This is a genomic window from Thioalkalivibrio sp. ALgr1, assembly GCF_000378285.1.
Classification (GTDB): Bacteria; Pseudomonadota; Gammaproteobacteria; order Ectothiorhodospirales; family Ectothiorhodospiraceae; genus Thioalkalivibrio.
In genome coordinates, this window is record NZ_KB905138.1 from 46,027 (window position 1) to 65,223 (window position 19,197).

Here is a 19,197-nt window from a genome sequence, read left to right on the forward strand (position 1 = left end):
TGTTTCCCTGGCGCGGTGCGCGTCAGATGTTGTGGTGCTTCAGCGGGTAGCCGCGTTCCTTGAAGTAGCGGTAGCGGGCGCGGCCCGCCTCGCGCTCCGACTCCTCGCCGCCGACGATATCCGCGACGCGCTCGAAGCGCCCGCAGTACTCCGGCACCTCCGGCGCCAGGTTGATCAGCACGTCGCAGCGATCCGACGGGGCATGGGCTTCGTGCAGGGAGACCGGGACGTCCGCATCGCGCACATCGGTGCTGTGCGGCAGGAACGCGGTGTCTTCGAAGGTCCACAGCCACTCGTCCAGCGTGCGCGTCAGCTCCGGCGAGCCGGTGTGGATGTGCACGCGATGGCCCTGGCCGCTGGCCTTTTTCGCCAGGCGGCAGGTGAAGCGCAGGCACGCCTCCGGGGCCGGGTCCTGCAGCAGGTAGAAGCTGACGTGGGTCATCCGCGCCCGACCCGGATCAGGCCTGGTCGAGCAGGTAGCGCATCAGCATCGGGACTGGGCGGCCGGTCGCGCCCTTCTCCTTGCCGCTCTTCCAGGCCACGCCGGCGATATCGACATGCGCCCAGGTGTAGTCCTCGGTATAGCGCGACAGGAAGCAGGCGGCGGTGATGGTGCCGGCCGGGCGCCCGCCGATGTTGGCCATGTCGGCGAAATTGCTCTTCAGCTGTTCCTGGTACTCCGGCCACAGCGGGAGCTGCCAGCCGCGATCACCGGTCTCCTCGCCGGCGGCCAGCAGGCTCTTCGCCAGGCGCTCGTTGTTGCCCAGGATCGCCGCGCCCTGATGGCCCAGGGCGATGATGCAGGCCCCGGTCAGCGTGGCGATGTCGATCACCGCCTTCGGCTTGTAGCGCTCCACCCAGGTCAGGGCATCGGCCAGCACCAGGCGGCCCTCGGCGTCGGTATTCAGGATCTCGACGGTCTGTCCGGACAGGGTGGTGACGATGTCGCCCGGGCGCGTCGCGCGGCCGTCGGGCATGTTCTCGGCACTGGTGACCACGCCGACCACGTTGACCGGCAGCCCCAGCTCGCAGCAGGCCTCGATCACCCCGAACACGCTGGCGGCGCCGCACATGTCGTACTTCATCTCGTCCATCTCGGCACCGGGCTTCAGCGAGATGCCGCCGGTGTCGAAGGTGATGCCCTTGCCGACCAGCACCACCGGGGCGTCGCCCTTCTTGCCGCCGGAGTACTCCATCGCGATCAGGCGCGGTGGGCGCTCGGAGCCCTTGCCCACCGCCAGGATCGCCCCGGCGCCGAGCTTCTCCAGATCCTTCTCGTCCAGCACCGTGGCCTTCAGCTGCTTGTGCTGCTTGGCCAGCTCGCGCGCGGTCTCGGCCAGGCTCTCCGGGTAGCAGACATTCGGCGGGGTGTTGCCCAGGTCCTTCGCGCGGTTCACGCCGGTGGCGATCGCCGCGGCCTCGGTGCAGGCCTGCTTCGCGGCCTCGGCGTCCTTGCGCTCCACGCACAGCTGGATCTTGTCCAGCTTCACCGGGGTGGTCTTCTCCTTGCCCTTGAACGGGGTGAAGCGGTAGGCGGCATCCGAGATCGCCGCGACCAGGGTGTGCACCACCCAGGCGATGTCCTTGCCGCGCGGCTGGAAGTCCGCGACCGCGATCGCGGCGCTGGTGGCCGGGCGCTCGACCAGCGCGGCGGCCAGGGCCTGCGCCGCCTTGCGCGCGGCGCGGGCGTCGAAGTCCTTCTTCGCCCCCAGGCCGATCAGGAGTGCGCTACCCTTCCCTTGATTGCCTGGGCTGCCACCGCCGGGCAGCAACAACCGGCTGCCGGCCTCGCCATCCATCTCGCCGGCCTTCAGCAGGGCCGCGATCTCGCCGTCGCGAGCGGCATCCAGGGCGCTGGCGCCCGCGGCCGGCTTGCGCTTGTGGGCGATCCCGGCGGCGCGGATGCCGACGCGGGGTTTGTCGAGGGTCGAGGTGGTGACGGAGAATTGCATCAAATGCCTCCCGAAAATGAGTCCGAGCATGTTACCAGCGCCGAGCGGCGCCCGACCACGCGTCGCGTCCGGCGCGGGGTGACGGGCGCATGATCCTGCGTCGCGCCGAGCGCTTCATCGCCCGCGAGCTGTGGCTGACCCAGGCCGCAGTGAGCGTGGTGTTGCTGCTGGTCATTATCGGCGGCGTACTGGCGCGGGTGCTGCGCGACGTCGCCGAGGGCAGCCTGCCGGTCGATTTCCTCCCCGGCATGGTCGCGTTCGGGGCGTTCAAGGGCATTGTGTTCCTCTGGCCGGTCGCCCTGTTTCTGGCGTTCATGCTGGTGTTCGGGCGCATGCAGCGCGACAGCGAGATGACCGCGCTGCAGGCCAGCGGGATGTCGTTCGCGGCCCTCTACCGCGCGCTGTTCTGGGTGGCGGCCCCGGCCGCGATCCTGCTGCTGGTGCTGATGACCATGGTCGTACCCCGTACCGAGGCGCAGATCGACCAGTTGCGTGACCTGGCCGAGCAGCGCTCCGACCTGGTGGGGATTGCCCCGGGGCGTTTCCTGCGTTCGCGGGTGGGCGATCAGGTCTTCTTCGCCGAGCGCATGAGCGAGGATCGCGAGGCCTTGCTGGAAGTCTTCATCTATCGCGAGGTGGATGGAGAGTCGCAGATCACCGTGGCCGAGCGCGCGGTGCCCGATCCCGAGGCCGAGGGCAGCGGCTTCCTGCTGCTGGAGAACGGCTATCGCTACGTCGGCGAGCCCGGCACTGCGAGCTTCCGCATGCTGGAGTTTGAGCGCCTGCGCACCCAGATTACCGAGCCCGACCCAACCACGCGCCGCGCTAGCCTGGATGCGCTGCCGACCTCCGCGCTGTGGGCGCAGCGCGACGATCCCGAGGCGCGCGCCGAGCTGGAATGGCGTCTGGCAATGCCGCTGTCGATCCTGGTGCTGGCATTGCTTGCGCTGCCGCTGGCGCAGGTGCCGCCCCGCACCGGGCGCTATGCGCGCATCCCGGCCGCGATCGGTGTGTACGTGCTGTACGCAAACTTCCTCATCCTCGGGCAGGGACAGCTGGCCGACGGCCGCACACCACTGGCCCTGGGGCTGTGGTGGACCCATGGTCTGATGCTGGTTTTGTGGGTGGTGCTGGCCTGGCACAAGGGCCTGTTGCGGCTGCGATCGGCCACTCCTCGCTTGCGTGATGCCGGAGGGGCGCCATGACCACGGTGTTGGGGCGCTATGTGATCCGCCAGGTGCTGATCGGCACGACGTTGGCCGTAGTGTTGCTGGTCGCGCTGGACGCGGTGTTCGCGATGATCGACGAGCTGCGCGATACCGGCACCGGCACCTACGGGGTCACCGAGGCGATGCTCTACGTGGCGCTGACCCTGCCGCGGCGGATGTACGAAATGCTGCCCTCGGCGGCCCTGCTGGGCGGGCTCCTGTGGTTGGGCAACCTCGCCGCGAACAGCGAGCTGACGGCGATGCGGGCCGCCGGCATGACCCTGGGCCGGTTCATCGTCTGGGTGCTGCAGGCGGGGCTGGTCGTGGTAATGGTGATGCTGATTATCGGCGAGTTCTTTGCCCCGGCCTCGGAGACGCGTGCCCAGGCGTTGAAGGCCTCGGCCTTCGACGAGGAGATCAGCGTGGGGTCGATGGGGCTTTGGGCACGCGACGGTCAGCGGATGATCCACGCCGAGTCGGTGCTGGCCGGGAATCAGCTGATCGGGGTGCGCATCATCGAGTTCACCGGGGATCGCGAGCCCAGCCGCATCACCCGCGCGGCGCGGGCCCGGTTTGTCGATGGAGATTGGCGGCTGGAGGACGTGGAGCGTTCGCAGCTGTCGCATGACCGCGTGGTCGCCGAACACCGTGAGCAGGAGACAATCGACCGGCTGATCGCCCCCGAGTATTTCGACGTGCTGGTGGTCGAGCCCAGCCAGATGGCCGCGCTCGATCTCTATCGCTACATCGACTATCTGCAGCAGAATCAGTTGGATGCGGCTCCCTACGAGGTCGCGTTCTGGCAGCGCTTCACCCTGCCGGCCAGTACCTTCGTGATGCTGCTGCTGGCGATCCCGTTCCTGTTCGGCTCGCAGCGCGAGGGCGGCGCCGGCCAGCGCCTGTTTATCGGGATCGCGATCGGGGTCTCGTTCGTGATCGTGATGCGCGCGATCACCCACCTGGGGCTGGTGTACAACCTGCCGCCGCTGCTGGCGGCCAGCCTGCCGGTGTTGCTGTTCCTGGCCATCGCGCTGTTCGCGCTGCGACGCATGGCGGTGCGGGCATGATCGCTCCCTTGCGGCGGATATTTCTCGCGGGCGGTTTGGCGGGGCTGCTGGCCCTGCTCGCCGGCTGTGGTGGTAGCGGACCCGGTGACCTGGAGCCGCTGCCGCGCGCGGCCACGGTGCTGGCGTTCGGGGACAGCGTGACCCACGGGACGGGCGCCTCGCGCGGGGAAGATTTCCCGGCGCGTCTGGCCGAGATCACTGGCTGGCAGGTGGTGAACGACGGCGTGCCCGGCGACCGGGCGGACAGCGCGCGTGGCCGGCTGGGCCCCAGCCTGCGCGAGCACGAGCCCGATCTGGTGATCATTGGTCTCGGCGGCAATGACTTCCTGCGCCAGCGCGCCGCGCCGGCGGTCAAGGAGGACCTGCGGGCCCTGATCCACGAGGTGCGCGAGCATGGCGCCCAGCCCCTGCTGCTTGGCGTGCCCTCGGCCTCGGCCTTCGCGGCCGCCACGGGGCGCCTGCGTGACGACGGCATCTATGGCGAGTTGGCGCGCGAGGAGGAGGTCCCGCTAATCGACGGGGTGCTGTCAGGGGTGCTCTCGAACGGCGACCTGCGCGCGGATCGCATCCACCCCAACGCGGCCGGCTATCAGCAAATGGCGGAGCAAATCGCCGACGGGCTGGAGGAATCAGGCCTGTGGCTTGCCCCGTGATGTAAAGGACCCTGCGGGCTCCGGGGCCGCAGGCGGCGTCGGTTCAGGCCGCCTTGTCTTTTTTCCAGCGTGGTTTGGCGAGGCCCGGGATGCGTACCAGCTCGGTCCCGGACAGCCAGTCGTGCAGCATCCAGCGCCGTGGATGGAACTGCGACAGCCCCAGCGCGAAGATTGCCGCGGCGGTGACCGCCACGGTTGCCACGGCGCCGTGTTCGCGCACCGCCCAGATCGCCATCAGCACCACCAGCCACTGGGCGGCCGCGACCAGATAGCGCAGCGTGGCCTGCCAGGCGTTGACCGGCTGGCCATGCTCGGTGCGCAGCTGGATGTTCCAGGTCTGCAGGCCCAGGGTCTGCCCGGTGCGCGTCCAGAACCAGAAAAAGAATGCCCAGCCCACGAACAGGTTGGCGATGAAATGCGCGCGGGTGGAGTACCAGCCGGTCAGGTTGCCCAGCGCCACCACGATCATGCCCAGCACCATCCAGATCGCGATCAACAGCAGGGCGTCGTAGATGATCGCGCCGAAGCGGCGCAGCAGGCCGGCGGGCAGGCCTTCGATATTCTTGGGGTCTTGGCTCATGGGCAGGGTCAGGATCGGGACGCAGGTTGGTGGAACGGGCAAGGAGCGCGTAGTCTTCCTGTATGGAGCGACGGTTTCAACGTATCCCCCTGGAGTTTCCGGCCACCCTGGTCCATGCGAACGGGGAATGTCCCGTGCGCGTCGAGGACATATCGCTGCGCGGTGTCCTGGTCGAGGGGGCGCAGATCCCAGTTTTTGAGCCAGATGCCGTGGTCACGCTGGACATCCCTTTGTCCGACGAGGCGCGGATCGCGTTCGAGGGTCGCGTACGCTGGCAGGAGGGCCTGTGGCTGGGACTCGAGATCGAGGCGATGCCGCTGGAATCGGCGACGCACCTGCGCCGCCTGGTCGAGCTCAATCTGGGTGACGAGGCCCTGCTGGAGCGGGAATTTGCCGCCATGGCCGAGTCCGCCCCGACTCGCGAATAAGTCAGCCTTCAAAGCAAAGGCCCCAGCCTGCAATCCCGAAGGCTGCGGCGATCAGAAGACTTCCCGGAACGGGAGCACCTCCACCCATTCGCCCACGCGCGCCCCGTCGGACTCGCGCGGCAGCACGATGTAGGCATTGGCCTCGCTCATCGCGCGCAGCTGGTGCGAGCTCTGGCCGCCGGCCGAACGTACGACCCATCCACGCTCATCGGTGGCGAGCACCGCCCGCTGGAAGTCCTTGCGCCCGGGGGTCTTGCGCAGGTCCTCCACCAGGCGTGCGCTGATGGTGTGCGGCGGCGTGGTGTCGCGTCCGGCCAGGGCCTGCAGGGCAGGGCGTACCAGCAGCGCGAAGGTCGTCATGACCGCGACCGGGTTGCCGGGCAGGCCCAGGAAGTGGGCGTTGCCGAAACGCCCGAAGGCCAGAGGGCGGCCGGGCTTGATCGCGATCTTCCAGAAGCCGACCTGGCCCGAGGCCTGCAGGACACGAGTCACGTGGTCGGCATCGCCGACCGAGACGCCGCCGGTGGTGATGACCAGGTCCGCTTCCTGCCCGGCGCGCTCCAGCGCCTCGCGAACGGCCGCCTCTGTATCGCGGATCACGCCGTAGTCCAGCGCCTCGACCGGGTAGGAGGCCAGCAGCGCGCGCAGCGTGTGGCGGTTGGAGTCATGGATCTGGCCCGGTCCCAGCGGCTGTCCCAGCGGCACCAGTTCGTCGCCGGTGGAGAAGAATGCGACCCGCGGCTTGCGCAGTACTTGCAGTTCGCCGATCCCCTGGCTGGCCAGCACGCCGATCTCGGCCGCCCCGATGACATGCCCCCTGGCGAATAGCGCGGTCCCGCTGGCAGTGTCGCTGCCCGGGCCGCGAATGTTGTGCCCGGGCGCCAGGCCGCCGTTGTGCAGGCGAATCCCGGTTTCGCCGACGCGCTCGACCTGTTCCTGCATGATCACGACGTCGGCCCCGTCCGGGACCACGGCGCCGGTCAGGATGCGCACGCACTGGCCCGGTGTCACCGTGCCGTCCCAGGGGTGCCCGGCGGCCGAAGTCCCGGCCAGCATCAGCTCGCGGCCCTCGACGGCGTCGTCGGCGCGCAGGGCATAGCCATCCATCGCCGAGACGGCGGCCGGCGGGACGTCGATACGGGCGGCGACCGGCTCGGCCAGGGTGCGGCCCAGCGCCGATTCCAGTGCCAACGTCTCGGATTCGGTCAGTGCATCGCAGGCCTGCAGGATGGCCGCGCGCGCCTGTTCCAGGGTCAGTGCGTTGGGGTCGAATTCGTCGCAGCTGGGCACGGACATGGCGCTCGGCGTCTCCGGGGCAGGTGTTCAGGGGTTCAGGTTGAAGTGGTCAATGATAAAACGCGCGATCGTATCGGGGTCGTTGATCGGCAGCAGGGGGCCGTCGAAGTCCAGCTCGGCGGCATCGGTCGCGACCGCGATCACGCCGGGGATCTCCGGGTAGAGCGGGGGCTTGCCGACGGCCGGCCGGTGGACCTCGATTTTCGGCAGGTCGGCCTGCTTGAAGCCCTCGACCAGGATCAGGTCTGCGCGCTCCGGGTCCAGACGCGAGCAGAGCATGTCCAGGTCCGGCACGCGGCCATCGTCGGTCTCCGGGGTCTCCACCATCAGCGCATAGCGCCGGGAGGAGGCGACCAGCATCTGGTCCGCGCCGGCATGGCGCAGCTCGTAGCTGTCCTTGCCGGGGGTATCCACGTCGAAGGCATGGTGGGCATGCTTGATCACGGCCGGGCGCTGGCCACGGGCGCGCAGGGCGGGGATCACCGCCTTGAGCAGGGTCGTTTTGCCGCTGCCGCTCCAGGCGGCAAAACCAATGCGCGGGAGTTTGGTCGGGTTTGGGTTCATGGCCACCTGCTTGCGTTATGCACGCCCGAGTATAGCGATAACCGGTGGCAGCGGGAGGGGGCGCTCAGCCGACCAGATCCTCGGGCGTGTTCAGGTTGACGAAGGCGCCGGGCTGGTCGGAGAAGTCGACCACCGTGGCGCCGATGTCGCGGAACCAGCGGCCGACCGCGAGTGGGCCATGTGCGAGATCCGTTTCCAGGCGCGCGGCCAGGTCGGGTCTGAGCAGGGCGAACAGCGGTTGCAGGCGTTCGCCGTCGTGGGCGATCGCGGCCGGGGCGGCGCAGGAGCCCAGCGCCTGGCCCAGTCTTGCGGCCAGATTCGGAGGCAGGTGCGGGGCATCCACCGGGACACAGAGCAGGGTGTGGCCGGGGGCGTGCGCCCATGTCGCGGCGATCCCGGCCAGCGGCCCCGGGTAATCGGGGCGCGTATCCGGCAGACAGGGAAACCCCAGCGCCTGATAGCGGTCGATATCGGTGTTGGCGCTGATCACGATGGAGTCCACTTGCGGCCGCAGACGTTCGATCACCTGTTCCACCAGTGGGCGGCCCTGGTACTCCACCCAGCCCTTGTTGCGCCCGCCCATGCGTCGACCCTGTCCGCCGGCCAGGACCAGGCCGAGTGGCGGATGCATTGCCTTGTTCGTGGGGGATGCGGACATCGGGATTGGGGAATCAGCGGCGCAATAGCCTATGGTTTAGGGTGGGGGCACGTACCGGGTGAAGCGTTGCCGAGTGTACGACGAAACAGGACCGACGGGAGAGGAAGCCCATGAAGCGAGGCGGCATGCGCCTCTGGCGAACCGTAATCTGGCTGGCGTTCCTGCTGCTGGGGGCCGGCTGGCTGGCGATGTCCACGCTGGCGGACACCGGGCAGCGGCAGGCACTGGTGCTGACCGTGGAAGATGCCATTGGTCCGGCCACCGGCGATTACATCCGCCGCGGTATCGAGCGCGCGGAGGCCGAGGACGCCGAGATCATGGTCCTGATGCTGGATACCCCGGGCGGGCTGGATTCCAGCATGCGCAGCATTATCCGCAACATCCTGCAATCGGATGTCCCGGTGGTCACCTATGTCCACCCTTCGGGTGCCCGCGCGGCCAGTGCCGGGACCTACATCCTCTACGGTTCGCATGTCGCCGCGATGACCCCGGCCACCAACCTCGGTTCTGCCACGCCGGTGCAGATGGGCGGAGGCGGTCTGCCGGGCATGGATCCGCCGGAAGAGGAGGAAGAAGAGGCCACCGACGAGACCAATGGCAATGGCGACAACGGTAACGGTAACGGCAACGGCAACAACGGCGAGGTCGAACCGGCCACCGAGGAGGAACTGCTGGAAGACGATCCCCCCTCACCCCGCCGGGGCGGCGACGCGATGGAGCGCAAGGTGCTGGAAGATGCGGTGTCCTACATCCGCGGCCTGGCCGAGCGCTACGACCGCAACGCCGAGTGGGCCGAGGAGACAGTGCGCGAGGGCTCCAACCTGACCGCGACTGCCGCGCTGGAACAGAACGTGATCGATTTCGTCGCGGACAACCTCGACGACCTGCTGGCGCAGATCGACGGCCATACCGTGCGTATGCACGACGGCGAGCGGACGCTGTCGACCGAGGGGCTGGAGATTGTGCGCATGGATCCGGACTGGCGCACCCAGTTGCTGTCGCTGATCACCAACCCGAATATCGCCTACATCCTGATGCTGATCGGGATATACGGCATCATCTTCGAGCTGGCCAATCCGGGCGCGATCTATCCCGGGGTGATCGGCTCGATCGCGCTGATACTGGCGTTCTTCGCGCTGCAGGTGATGCCGGTGAACTACGCGGGCCTGGCGCTGATGCTGCTGGGCATGATTTTCATGATTGCAGAGGCCTTCGTACCCAGTTTCGGGGCGCTGGGCATAGGAGGAATCGTGGCCTTTACTGTTGGCTCCATCATCCTGTGGGACGACCCGCAGCTGAATGTGGCGATCCCGCTGGTGATTGGCACTGCCATCGCTATCGGCATCCTGTCGGTCTGGGTGCTGGGCCGGCTGTTCAGCCTGCGTGGCAAGAAGCCCGCCACCGGCTACGAAGAGATGATCGGCATGATCGGCGAGGCGCGCGAGGACTTCGACCAAAGCGGTCGAGTCTGGGTCCACAGCGAACAGTGGAACGCGGAGACTTCGGCACCGGTCCGCGAAGGACAGAAGGTGCGGGTGACCGCAATCGAAGGACTCAGGCTTCGGGTCGAACCCGTGACTGAAGAAGACACCCCGGGCACTGCCTCGGCCGGCTAGGGAAACACTGATTAATGTACACACTCGCGTTGGTACCCCAGGTTTTCCGAGACAAGGCGCGGTGCGCAGCCGGTAGTGGTTCTACCGGCAAGGGCCGCAACGCAGGATCGGGGAACCTGGGGTGCCAACCCTACGACTTAATTAACGAAAGGGCTCGGCCGCTTTTGCGTGCGCACGGCGTTGCGGCTCCCTTGTGCAGAATGACTGCACGGCGGTCACCGCGCCTTGTTCGCACGCAAAAGCGACTCGAGCGCGAGCGTGTACATTAAACAGTGTTTCCCCCGCCGGCGCGGCACCCTCAACACAGAAGGAGCAGGACATGAACGATCTCGGTTTCTTTGTCGTCCCGCTAGTCATCCTGGTCGCCATCATCGTGATGTCGATCAAGGTGCTGCGCGAGTACGAGCGCGGCGTCATCTTCTTCCTCGGCCGTTTCCAGTCGGTGAAGGGCCCGGGCCTGATCATCGTGATTCCGGGCATCCAGCAGATGGTGCGGATCGACCTGCGCATCATCACACTCGACGTGCCCAGTCAGGACGTGATCTCGCAGGACAACGTGACGGTGCGGGTGAACGCGGTGCTGTACTTCCGCGTGGTGGATTCCGCCAAGTCGGTCATCCAGGTCGAGGATTACTACGCTGCGACCAGTCAGCTCGCGCAGACCACGCTGCGCTCCGTGCTCGGCAAGCATGACCTGGACGAGATGCTCTCCGAGCGCGACAAGCTGAACAACGACATCCAGGAGATCCTCGATTCACAGACCGATGCTTGGGGCATCAAGGTCACCAATGTCGAGATCAAGCATGTCGACCTGGACGACTCGATGATCCGCGCGATCGCGCGCCAGGCCGAGGCCGAGCGCGAACGTCGGGCGAAGGTCATCCACGCCGAGGGCGAACTGCAGGCGGCCGAGAAGCTGGTCCAGGCCGCGCAGCAGATGGAGGCGAGCCCGGCCGCGCTGCAGCTGCGTTACCTGCAGACGATGTCCGACATGTCGACGAACGGCAACGCCAACTCGATCTTCTTCCCGCTGCCGCTGGAGCTGACCAAGGTGTTCGAGAACCTCGCCGGCAAGTTCCGCGCGGAGAACCCCGAGGCGCCGGGCAATCCGATGGGTGGTCTCGGCAATCCCGGCAATCCGGGCAACCCGGGAGGTAACCCGTAGGCCGCGCGCGGGCCGTGACCGCAGCGGCAGTCCAGTCCGACACCCTCGACCGCTTCCTCGACGAGCTCTGGGCGGTCGAGGGCCTGTCGGATCACACCCTGGCGGCCTATCGCCGCGACCTTGAGGCCCTGGCGCGCTGGCTGCACGGGCGCGGGGTCGCGCTGGAGACGGCCAGTGGTGCCGATCTGCTGGGATTCGTCAGCGCCCGCATGCAGGCGGGCGCGCGGCCAAAGTCGATTACCCGTGCCCTGTCCAGCCAGCGGCGCTTCTACCGCTACCTGGTGCACCAGGGCGAGCGCGAGGATGACCCCAGTGCCGGGATCGAGTCCCCGCGCGCCGGGCGCCCGCTGCCGGACAGCCTGTCCGAAAGCCAGGTCGACGCGCTGCTGGCGGCCCCGGAACTGGATACCGCAGTCGGCCTGCGCGACCGCGCGATGCTGGAGCTGATGTACGCGACCGGCCTGCGCGTGTCCGAGCTGGTCGGCCTGGAGCAGTCCGAGGTGAACACCCGCCAGGGCGTGGTGCGCGTGACCGGCAAGGGCGACAAGGAACGCCTGGTGCCGCTGGGGGAGGAGGCCGTGCACTGGCTGACACGCTATCTGCGCGAGGCCCGGGCCGACCTGATGGCCGGTCATCCGCCGGTGGATACCGTGTTTGTAACGCGGCGTGGCCGGGGACTGACGCGCCAGGCCTTCTGGTATCGCATCAAGCACTATGCACGGGTGGCCGGCATCGAGGCGCCGCTGTCGCCGCATACCCTGCGCCACGCGTTCGCGACCCATCTGCTGGACCACGGGGCGGATCTGCGCGTGGTGCAGATGCTGCTGGGCCACTCCAGCCTGTCGACGACGCAAATCTATACCCACGTCGCACGCGCCCGCCTGCAGAGCCTGCATGCGGAACATCATCCCCGCGGCTGACGTCTATTACCCCAGTTTCGTGCCAGAGCCGGGCGGGCCGTATTGTTGGGCCTGCTAGACTGGCCTCCTTTTTTGTACAGCCACGAGAGAGTCCATGTTTGTAAAACGCGCACTGCCCCTGGCCGTCCTGCTGGCCGCCTTCACTACCACCGCCGCCGCGACCGATGCCATCGAGGAGCGCATGGCCGAGGTCATCCCCAATGCCGAGATCGACAGCATCCAGGAAACCGGCATGGACGGGATCTACGAGGTGCGCTACGGCACCGAGATCTTCTATGTGTCCGGGGATGGCAAGTACCTGCTGCAGGGCAACCTGATTGACCTGGATACCCGTGACAACCTGACCCAGGGTTCGCTGCGGGGCGTGCGTGCCGACATGTTCGCCGAGATCGACGACAGCGAACTGGTCGTCTATTCACCGAACGGCGACACCCGCGGCGTGCTGAACGTGTTTACCGATCCGAATTGCCCCTACTGCCGCGAGATCCACCAGGACATCCCGCAGTACCTGGAGGCCGGTATCAAGGTGCGCTACCTGATGTTCCCGGTGCTGGGGCAGAACTCCCCGGAGATCATGGACCGGATCTGGTGTGCGGATGACCGCGAGGACGCGATGGATCGCGCCAAGGCCGGTGACACTCTGGACGACATCGACGGCAGCTGCGGCACCCCGCAGGACGCGCACATGGCGCTGGGCCAGCAGCTGAATCTGCGCGGCACCCCGGCCCTGATCACCGAGGACGGCCAGCAGATGTCCGGCTACCAGGAGCCGGAGGCCGTGATCGAACGGATCGTCGGCAGCAACTGACCGAACGGATCGCCCGGACCGCAGCGGACGGGCCGGGCGCATTCTTCCAGCGGAGGTTTCGATGCTCGAATACGAGTTGCGCGTTGAACGACTGGACTCGCACGGCAGTGTGGCCAGCGCCAAGCAGGCCGAGATCACCCTGGACACCGACATGGACGGGCGTGACGATGCGCTGAGCCCGCCGGAGCTGCTGCTCGCATCGCTGGGGGCCTGCATGGTGAGGGGTGTTCAGCGGGCCCTGCCAATGTTGCGCATGGAGATCGACACCCTGTCGATCCAGTTGCGTGGCTGGCGCCAGGACGACCCGCCCGCAATCGCCAGAATCGAGTACCGCATCGAAGTCGGGACCGACGACGATGAGGAGATGCTGGAGATCCTGCACCGCAACGTGCAGAAGGGCACGATCTACTCGACCCTGGCCGCTGGGACCGAACTCACCGGAGAGCTCGTCGCCAGCACCTGATGTTGCGCTTTCGTAGGAGGCCAGCCCCCTGGCCGATGGGGTGCTGCCGTATCGCGCGCACGCGTAGCCCCGCCCGCGCCGGATGTATTCCCGGTGGCTACGGCAGGGGTTCGGCGTCCGTCGGATGGGTTGGCCTGCGTCTGATCGCCGAGAGGGCTCGGCTCCTACAGCGCTGGACCGCGCCCCTCGTAGGAGGCCAGCCCCCTGGCCGATGGGGCGCATGCAGGAGCGCGGTCGCCCGCGAAGCCCCTGTTCGAGCGGATTCCCGAGCGTCTCCTTAGTACAGAAGTGACGCCATCTGCCGCCGGTACTGTCCGACCAGCGGATGGTCATCCCCCAGCACCTTGAATGCGGCCAGCAGGCCCTTCTGGCCGGCGCCGTCGTTGTAGGCGCGGTGCTGCTTCATCAGTTGCAGGTACAGCCCCAGCGCCTCCTCGGCACGGCCCGAGAGGATCGCGTAGGCGGCCATCTTCTCCAGTGCCTCGGGGCTGGGGTTGCCGGACTGGATCTCCGTCGCCACGGCCTGCGGGTCGATGCCGGCCGCGGTCTTGGCGAAGACTAGTCGCGCACGCAGTTCCTTCACCGCGTCCTGTTCGTGCTGGTCCAGCGGCAGCTTGTTCAGCTCCGCTTCGGCGGCGTCCGCATCGCCAGACTGGGCCAGCGCTCGGGCCAGCTCGATGCGCAGGTCGCCATTGTCGGGGTCTTCCTCGAGCGCGGCCCTGAGCGTGGCCAGGGCACCGTCCACATCGCCGGTTTTCGCCTGTTCGCGCGCCTGTTCGATGATCCTGTCCGAGGGCTTTTCCAGGTAGCGGTCGATCATCGCGCGGATGTTCGGCTCCGGCTGTACGCCCATGAACTGGTCCACCGGCTTGCCGTGGCGAAACACCATCACGGTGGGCAGGCTGCGCACGCCGTACTGCTGGGCCAGGGCCTGCTGCTCGTCGCTGTTGACCTTGGCCAGGCGGAACTTGCCGGCGTACTGCGCGGCCAGTTGCTGCAGCAGCGGCATCAGCTGCTGGCAGGGCCCGCACCAGGCGGCCCAGAAGTCGACCATGACCGGGCGGCGGGCGGATTCTTCCAGCACGGCCTGCTGGAAGCTTTCCTGGGTGACGTCGAGGATATCGTCGCCGGTTATGCTCGCGGCTTCTTCCATCGGAAACCTCCTGTGAAGACGGGGATACGGAATCTGTCCTGCATTGTTGGGATCGGAACCGGGATTGCAAGCAGCCTTTCCCCCGCGGGCTTTGGTACGCTGCGCACAGGCCACCGCGCTGGCCACGAATACGGTTGCCCCGTCATTGCGAGAAGGCGTAGCCGACGAAGCAATCTCCCCGGGCGGCTCCGACGCTGGCCCGGACCAATGTCGGTGGTTTCGTTGGGAGGTTGCTTCGTCGCTTCACTCCTCGCAATGACGGTGCCTGTTCAGAAGGCCGGGTTCGGCAAAGGGCATGATCAATAAAGGGGTTCCTGTGTGAGCTATTCCGCATCCGATATCGAGGTCCTCGAGGGGCTGGACCCGGTGCGCAAGCGCCCGGGCATGTATACCGACACCACCCGCCCGAACCACCTCGCGCAGGAGGTGATCGACAACTCGGTGGACGAGGCGATCAGCGGCCACGCCAAGCGCATCGACGTGATCCTGCACAAGGACGACTCGGTCTCCGTGTCGGATGACGGCCGTGGCATGCCGGTCGATCTGCACCCGCGGGAGAACCGCCCGGGCGTGGAGGTGATCCTGTCCACGCTGCATGCGGGCGGGAAGTTCTCGGACAAGAACTACCAGTTCTCCGGTGGCCTCCACGGGGTGGGCGTCTCGGTGGTCAATGCCCTGTCGCAGCAGCTCGAGGTGCAGATCAAGCGCGACGGGCGCGAGTACCGCATGGCTTTTTCCGGGGGGCACAAGACGCAGGATCTCGAAGAGATCGGGGAGGTTGGCAAGCGCAATACCGGAACCACGCTGCACTTCTGGCCAGACCCGCAGTACTTCGATTCCGCGAAGTTCTCGGTCCCCCGGCTTAAGCACATCCTGCGCGCCAAGGCCGTGCTGTGCCCGGGCCTGACCGTCACCTTCCGCGACGAAACCACCGGCGAGGCCTGCGAGTGGTGCTATCAGGCGGGCCTGCGCGACTACCTGGTGGAGGCGCTGGATGGACTGGAGCGCCTGCCGGAGGAGCCGTTCATGGGCTCGATGGCCGGCGCCACCGAGGCGGTGGACTGGGCGGTGACCTGGCTGCCGGAGGGCGGCGAGGTCGTCAGCGAGAGCTACGTGAACCTGATCCCGACCACCCAGGGCGGCACGCACGTGAACGGTCTGCGCACCGGTCTCACGGATGCCGTGCGCGAATTCTGCGAGTTCCGCAGCCTGCTGCCACGCGGGATCAAGCTGGCGCCGGAGGATGTCTGGGAGCGGGTCGCCAGTGTGCTGTCGTTCAAGATGCAGGACCCGCAGTTTGCCGGGCAGACCAAGGAGCGCCTGTCCTCGCGCCAGGCCGCGCCGTTTGTCTCCGGCGTGGTCAAGGACGCCTTCAGCCTTTGGCTGAACCAGCACCCGCAGCAGGGCGAGCGTATCGCCGAGCTGGCGATCCAGAACGCGCAGAAGCGCAGCCGCGCCGGGCGCAAGGTGGTGCGCAAGAAGGTCACCCAGGGCCCGACGTTGCCGGGCAAGCTGGCGGACTGCGCCAGCCAGGACTTGGAGCGCACCGAGCTGTTCCTGGTCGAGGGCGACTCGGCCGGTGGCTCTGCCAAGCAGGCGCGCGATCGCGACTTTCAGGCGATCATGCCGCTGCGCGGCAAGATTCTGAATTCCTGGGAGGTCGATCCGGACCAGGTGCTCGGATCGCAGGAGATCCACGACATCTCCGTGGCCCTGGGCGTGGACCCGGGCCAGGCCAGCCTGGACGGGCTGCGCTACGGCAAGGTCTGCATCCTGGCCGACGCGGACTCCGACGGCGCGCACATCGCCACCCTCCTGTGCGCGCTGTTCCTGAAACACTTCCGGCCGCTGGTGGAGCGGGGGCATATCTACATCGCGATGCCGCCGCTATATCGCGTGGACGTCGGCAAGCAGACGTTCTACGCCCTGGACGACGACGAGAAGGCCGGCGTGCTGGAACGCATCGAGGCGGAAAAGCTGAAGGGCAAGGTCTCCGTAACCCGCTTCAAGGGCCTGGGCGAGATGAACCCGCTACAGCTGCGCGAGACCACCATGAACCCGGACACCCGGCGCCTGGTGCAGCTCACCCTGGACGCCGCCGACGACACCCAGCAGCTGATGGACATGCTGCTCGGCAAGAAGCGCGCCTCCGAACGCCGCGCCTGGCTGGAAGGCAAGGGCCACCTGGCCGACGTCGCTGTCTGACAGCGACGTTTCACCGATAGACCTCGCGGCGGTGGCCGACCTTCACCACCGTCACGATCAGCCGGTCGTCCTGGATTTCGTAGGGGATGCGGTAGACGCCCTGCCGCACCCGGTAACGCTCCTGTGCGGAGAGCTCCTCGCTGCCGGTTGGGCGGGGGTCATCGGCGAGTGCCGCGATACGCGCCAGGATCCGCTGGACATCCCTGGCGGGAATCCGCCGCAGGTCCCTGGCGACGGACTTTCGGAATACGACCTCAAAGCTTGCCATGCGCCTTGAGGTCGTCGAGGAGCTCCTCGTAGGTCATGGTGGGCTCGGCGATACGATCCTCGAACGCCCTTAGATCCTCCTGGTCCTCGATCAGCGCCTGACGCACCGCCTGATTGACCAACTCGGATACCGAGCGCTGTGTGGATGCGGCCTTGAGACGCAGCGCCCGATGCAACTCGGGGTCGAAATAGACCGTCGAGCGTTTGCTGGAATCGCTCATGCAAGGCCCCTCTATGATGTGCTTCGTCACTTACTATAGTGGGTGGCGTCGAGACGCTACAACGTCATGATGTCTTCGTTGTTCGTCGTGCCGCTTGGTACCAGCCGTTTCGCGTGCTGCGTCCGAGTGCGAACGCAAACATTGATGCGGAGTTTCCCCAAGGAGTCGCTGATGAAATCTCTGGCCCCAGTGCGCTGGGTTATCGGGTTGGCGCTGGCCGGCTGTATGGCCCCCGCGCTGGCCAACCCGTATACGACGCTGCAGGACCGCGAGATCAAGGCCCTGTCGGCCGAGGAGCAGGAGGGTCTGCTGGACGGGCAGGGGCTGGGGATGGCCCTGCCGGCGGAGCTGCATGGCTATCCCGGTCCGCTCCATGTGCTGGAGGTGGCCGATCAACTGGATCTCAGTGCCGAGCAGCAGGCGGAGACCGAACGGCTGTTCGATGCCATGCGCGAGCAGGCGCGGGAGCTGGGGCAGCGGATCGTCGATCTGGAGCGTGAGCTTGACGAGCGCTTTGCCTCGCGCGAGATCACCAGCGACCAGATCGAGGCGCTGACGGTCGAGATCGGCGAGTTGCGTGGGCGGCTGCGCCACGTCCATCTTTCCCACCACCTGGAAATGGACGAGCTGCTGTCGGATGAGCAGAAGGAGGCCTACCAGCGTGCCCGTGGCTACGACGAGGATCGGCCCGGCGCGCACGGACATCAGCACGGCCACGATCACCACCATGGCCACGGCCACTGATCGGGGCGCCGTTCAAGGGCGCGAATCGGCGCCCCAGTGCTCTTTTAGCGGCGTTTGCGGCGGCGCCGACGGCCGAGCTTGATGCGCTTCAGGGCGGTTTGCAGCTCGCCCTGCGCCTCGCGGGGGATGGAGCCGGAGGCGCGCAGGCGTGCGCCCTCGCGGGTGCGCATCGCGGTCAGGCGGCCGCGCTGGATGCCGTAGCGCCGGGCGACATCCCGGGCTGTGTGCTCGAAGTGCATGGGCACGTCGCCGCGCCGTGCCCGCGGCTTGCCGTCCACGATCTCGAGGCTGAACAGGATGCTGGCCTGCCAGATGATCAATGCCGCTGCGGCCAGCAGCAGCGCAATCATCAGCAGTAACGCGGTGAGCATGGACATTTCGGTCTAATCCGACTCCGGTTCCGGTAGTGCTTCGACCTGGCGGCGAAAGCGCTGGAAATCATCGCTGTCTCGAGCCAGCCCGTCCAGTGTTTCCTGCGGGAGCGCGTCGATCCGCGCCTGGGTGTTCTCCACACGCTCGCGGGTGGTGGGGTGTGTGGCGAAGAACTGCTCGACCCGGCCGGGATCCCGGTCGCGCTCGTCCAGCAGGGTTTCGAAGAACGAGACGAGGCCAATGGGGTGGATACCGGCATCCACCAGGTAGCCAATGGCCACGTCGTCCGCCTCGCGCTCCGCCTCGCGGCTGTAGCCGGCGAACACGCCCGCGGCGCCGACCTGCACGGCCACCTGCTCCGCCGCGCCAGGGTCGCGTCCGAGAATCACGCCGTAGACGACGGCGAGCCCCATTTCGGCCTGCTGCGCACGGCGCCACTGGTCGATGCCATGGCGCTTCACCACATGCCCGACCTCGTGCGCCAGCACGCCGGCCAGCTCGGACATGTCATCGGCCCGCTCGATCAGGCCGCGGTAGACATAGATATGGCCGCCGGGCACGGCGAAGGCGTTCACGTCCGGCCCGTTGACGACGTAGAAGGTGTAGTCGATCTCTTCGCGATCGTCGGCCACCGCCGCGATCGAGCGGCCCAGCGAATTGATGTAGTCGTTGATGGCCGGCTCTTCGACGATGGGCAACTCCGCGTTCATCTCCTCGGCCAGTTCCTCGCCCAGCTGGCGTTCCTCCTGCACCGAGACTCGCGGTGCGCAGGCGCTCGCCAGCACAAACACACCGACCAGGGCCAGCACTGCGGCCAGCCGTCCATACGCCCTCTGTATTCCTTGTGTTGTCATGCT

22 protein-coding genes are annotated in these 19,197 nt (G+C 67.3%); 11 read left to right on the forward strand and 11 right to left on the reverse strand.

Annotated features, from left to right (window positions below; genetic code table 11):
* Positions 1-22: 22 nt before the first annotated feature.
* Positions 23-442, reverse strand: coding sequence for a DNA polymerase III subunit chi (locus F466_RS0112590; RefSeq protein ID WP_018174548.1), 420 nt, complete (start codon positions 440-442; stop codon positions 23-25).
* Between the two features lie 16 nt (positions 443-458).
* Complete coding sequence (locus F466_RS0112595) at positions 459-1,952, reverse strand: leucyl aminopeptidase (protein WP_018174549.1); 1,494 nt, start codon at positions 1,950-1,952, stop codon at positions 459-461.
* Between the two features lie 89 nt (positions 1,953-2,041).
* Here F466_RS0112595 and lptF point away from each other — a divergent pair, with 89 nt between their 5' ends.
* From lptF to F466_RS0112610, 3 genes are read left to right on the forward strand one after another with little or no spacing between them, the layout of a single operon-like run.
* Positions 2,042-3,157, forward strand: coding sequence for an LPS export ABC transporter permease LptF (gene lptF / locus F466_RS0112600; RefSeq protein WP_018174550.1), 1,116 nt, complete (start codon positions 2,042-2,044; stop codon positions 3,155-3,157).
* Positions 3,154-4,227, forward strand: a complete 1,074-nt coding sequence (lptG, locus tag F466_RS0112605) for an LPS export ABC transporter permease LptG (RefSeq protein WP_018994271.1) — start codon at positions 3,154-3,156, stop codon at positions 4,225-4,227. The genes lptF and lptG overlap by 4 nt, the downstream gene beginning before the upstream one ends.
* The gene (locus F466_RS0112610; RefSeq protein WP_018994346.1) at positions 4,224-4,880 is read left to right on the forward strand and encodes a GDSL-type esterase/lipase family protein; all 657 of its coding nucleotides are present in this window, start codon (positions 4,224-4,226) and stop codon (positions 4,878-4,880) included. The genes lptG and F466_RS0112610 overlap by 4 nt, the downstream gene beginning before the upstream one ends.
* Positions 4,881-4,923: 43 nt before the next feature.
* Here F466_RS0112610 and F466_RS0112615 read toward each other — a convergent pair whose 3' ends face one another.
* A complete protein-coding gene (locus F466_RS0112615) occupies positions 4,924-5,460 on the reverse strand; it encodes an RDD family protein (RefSeq protein ID WP_018138159.1) in 537 nt (178 codons plus the stop codon).
* A gap of 62 nt (positions 5,461-5,522) precedes the next feature.
* Here F466_RS0112615 and F466_RS0112620 point away from each other — a divergent pair, with 62 nt between their 5' ends.
* A complete protein-coding gene (locus F466_RS0112620; protein WP_018174552.1) occupies positions 5,523-5,888 on the forward strand; it encodes a PilZ domain-containing protein in 366 nt (121 codons plus the stop codon).
* A 51-nt stretch (positions 5,889-5,939) separates the two neighbouring features.
* On the opposite strand, the gene glp is transcribed toward F466_RS0112620, so the two are convergent.
* The 3 genes from glp to mobA all read right to left on the reverse strand — a co-directional run bounded on the left by glp (position 5,940) and on the right by mobA (position 8,379).
* On the reverse strand, positions 5,940-7,184 hold the full coding sequence (gene glp / locus F466_RS0112625) for a gephyrin-like molybdotransferase Glp (protein ID WP_018994272.1): 1,245 nt from the start codon (positions 7,182-7,184) through the stop codon (positions 5,940-5,942).
* Positions 7,185-7,211: 27 nt separating this feature from the next.
* Positions 7,212-7,748, reverse strand: coding sequence for a molybdopterin-guanine dinucleotide biosynthesis protein B (gene mobB, locus F466_RS0112630; RefSeq protein WP_018174554.1), 537 nt, complete (start codon positions 7,746-7,748; stop codon positions 7,212-7,214).
* Between the two features lie 64 nt (positions 7,749-7,812).
* Positions 7,813-8,379, reverse strand: coding sequence for a molybdenum cofactor guanylyltransferase MobA (mobA, locus tag F466_RS0112635; RefSeq protein ID WP_018174555.1), 567 nt, complete (start codon positions 8,377-8,379; stop codon positions 7,813-7,815).
* Positions 8,380-8,516: 137 nt separating this feature from the next.
* Here mobA and F466_RS0112640 point away from each other — a divergent pair, with 137 nt between their 5' ends.
* From F466_RS0112640 to F466_RS0112660, 5 genes are all read left to right on the forward strand, one after another.
* Positions 8,517-10,022 carry a nodulation protein NfeD gene (locus F466_RS0112640; protein ID WP_018994273.1) on the forward strand — a complete coding sequence of 502 codons (1,506 nt, stop codon included), beginning with the start codon at positions 8,517-8,519 and terminating at the stop codon, positions 10,020-10,022.
* A 319-nt stretch (positions 10,023-10,341) separates the two neighbouring features.
* Complete coding sequence (locus tag F466_RS0112645) at positions 10,342-11,187, forward strand: slipin family protein (RefSeq protein ID WP_018138022.1); 846 nt, start codon at positions 10,342-10,344, stop codon at positions 11,185-11,187.
* A gap of 14 nt (positions 11,188-11,201) precedes the next feature.
* Positions 11,202-12,107 (forward strand): site-specific tyrosine recombinase XerD, encoded by a 906-nt coding sequence (gene xerD, locus F466_RS0112650; protein WP_018138023.1) that lies wholly within the window; start codon positions 11,202-11,204, stop codon positions 12,105-12,107.
* Between the two features lie 94 nt (positions 12,108-12,201).
* Positions 12,202-12,915 (forward strand): DsbC family protein, encoded by a 714-nt coding sequence (locus F466_RS0112655; protein ID WP_018138024.1) that lies wholly within the window; start codon positions 12,202-12,204, stop codon positions 12,913-12,915.
* 61 nt (positions 12,916-12,976) lie between these two features.
* On the forward strand, positions 12,977-13,378 hold the full coding sequence (locus F466_RS0112660) for an OsmC family protein (protein ID WP_018994274.1): 402 nt from the start codon (positions 12,977-12,979) through the stop codon (positions 13,376-13,378).
* Between the two features lie 277 nt (positions 13,379-13,655).
* On the opposite strand, the gene trxA is transcribed toward F466_RS0112660, so the two are convergent.
* A complete protein-coding gene (gene trxA / locus F466_RS0112665; protein ID WP_018138026.1) occupies positions 13,656-14,531 on the reverse strand; it encodes a thioredoxin in 876 nt (291 codons plus the stop codon).
* Between the two features lie 318 nt (positions 14,532-14,849).
* On the opposite strand from trxA, the gene parE reads away from it, so the two are divergent.
* Positions 14,850-16,736 carry a DNA topoisomerase IV subunit B gene (gene parE / locus F466_RS0112670; protein ID WP_018994275.1) on the forward strand — a complete coding sequence of 629 codons (1,887 nt, stop codon included), beginning with the start codon at positions 14,850-14,852 and terminating at the stop codon, positions 16,734-16,736.
* Between the two features lie 10 nt (positions 16,737-16,746).
* Here parE and F466_RS0112675 read toward each other — a convergent pair whose 3' ends face one another.
* Entirely contained in the window at positions 16,747-17,004 is a 258-nt protein-coding gene (locus F466_RS0112675) for a type II toxin-antitoxin system RelE/ParE family toxin (RefSeq protein WP_018994276.1), read from the reverse strand.
* Positions 16,991-17,224, reverse strand: a complete 234-nt coding sequence (locus F466_RS0112680) for a glucose-6-phosphate isomerase (RefSeq protein WP_018994277.1) — start codon at positions 17,222-17,224, stop codon at positions 16,991-16,993. The genes F466_RS0112675 and F466_RS0112680 overlap by 14 nt, the downstream gene beginning before the upstream one ends.
* A gap of 171 nt (positions 17,225-17,395) precedes the next feature.
* Between F466_RS0112680 and F466_RS0112685 the strand changes: the two genes are divergently transcribed.
* Positions 17,396-17,968, forward strand: a complete 573-nt coding sequence (locus F466_RS0112685) for a Spy/CpxP family protein refolding chaperone (RefSeq protein ID WP_018994278.1) — start codon at positions 17,396-17,398, stop codon at positions 17,966-17,968.
* A 44-nt stretch (positions 17,969-18,012) separates the two neighbouring features.
* Here the strand turns inward: F466_RS0112685 and F466_RS0112690 are convergent, their stop codons facing one another.
* Positions 18,013-18,339: a DUF3634 family protein gene (locus F466_RS0112690; protein WP_018138029.1), complete on the reverse strand. Its 327-nt coding sequence runs from the start codon at positions 18,337-18,339 to the stop codon at positions 18,013-18,015.
* Positions 18,340-18,351: 12 nt separating this feature from the next.
* Positions 18,352-19,194 (reverse strand): M48 family metallopeptidase, encoded by an 843-nt coding sequence (locus F466_RS0112695; protein ID WP_038049031.1) that lies wholly within the window; start codon positions 19,192-19,194, stop codon positions 18,352-18,354.
* Between the last annotated feature and the right edge of the window lie 3 nt (positions 19,195-19,197).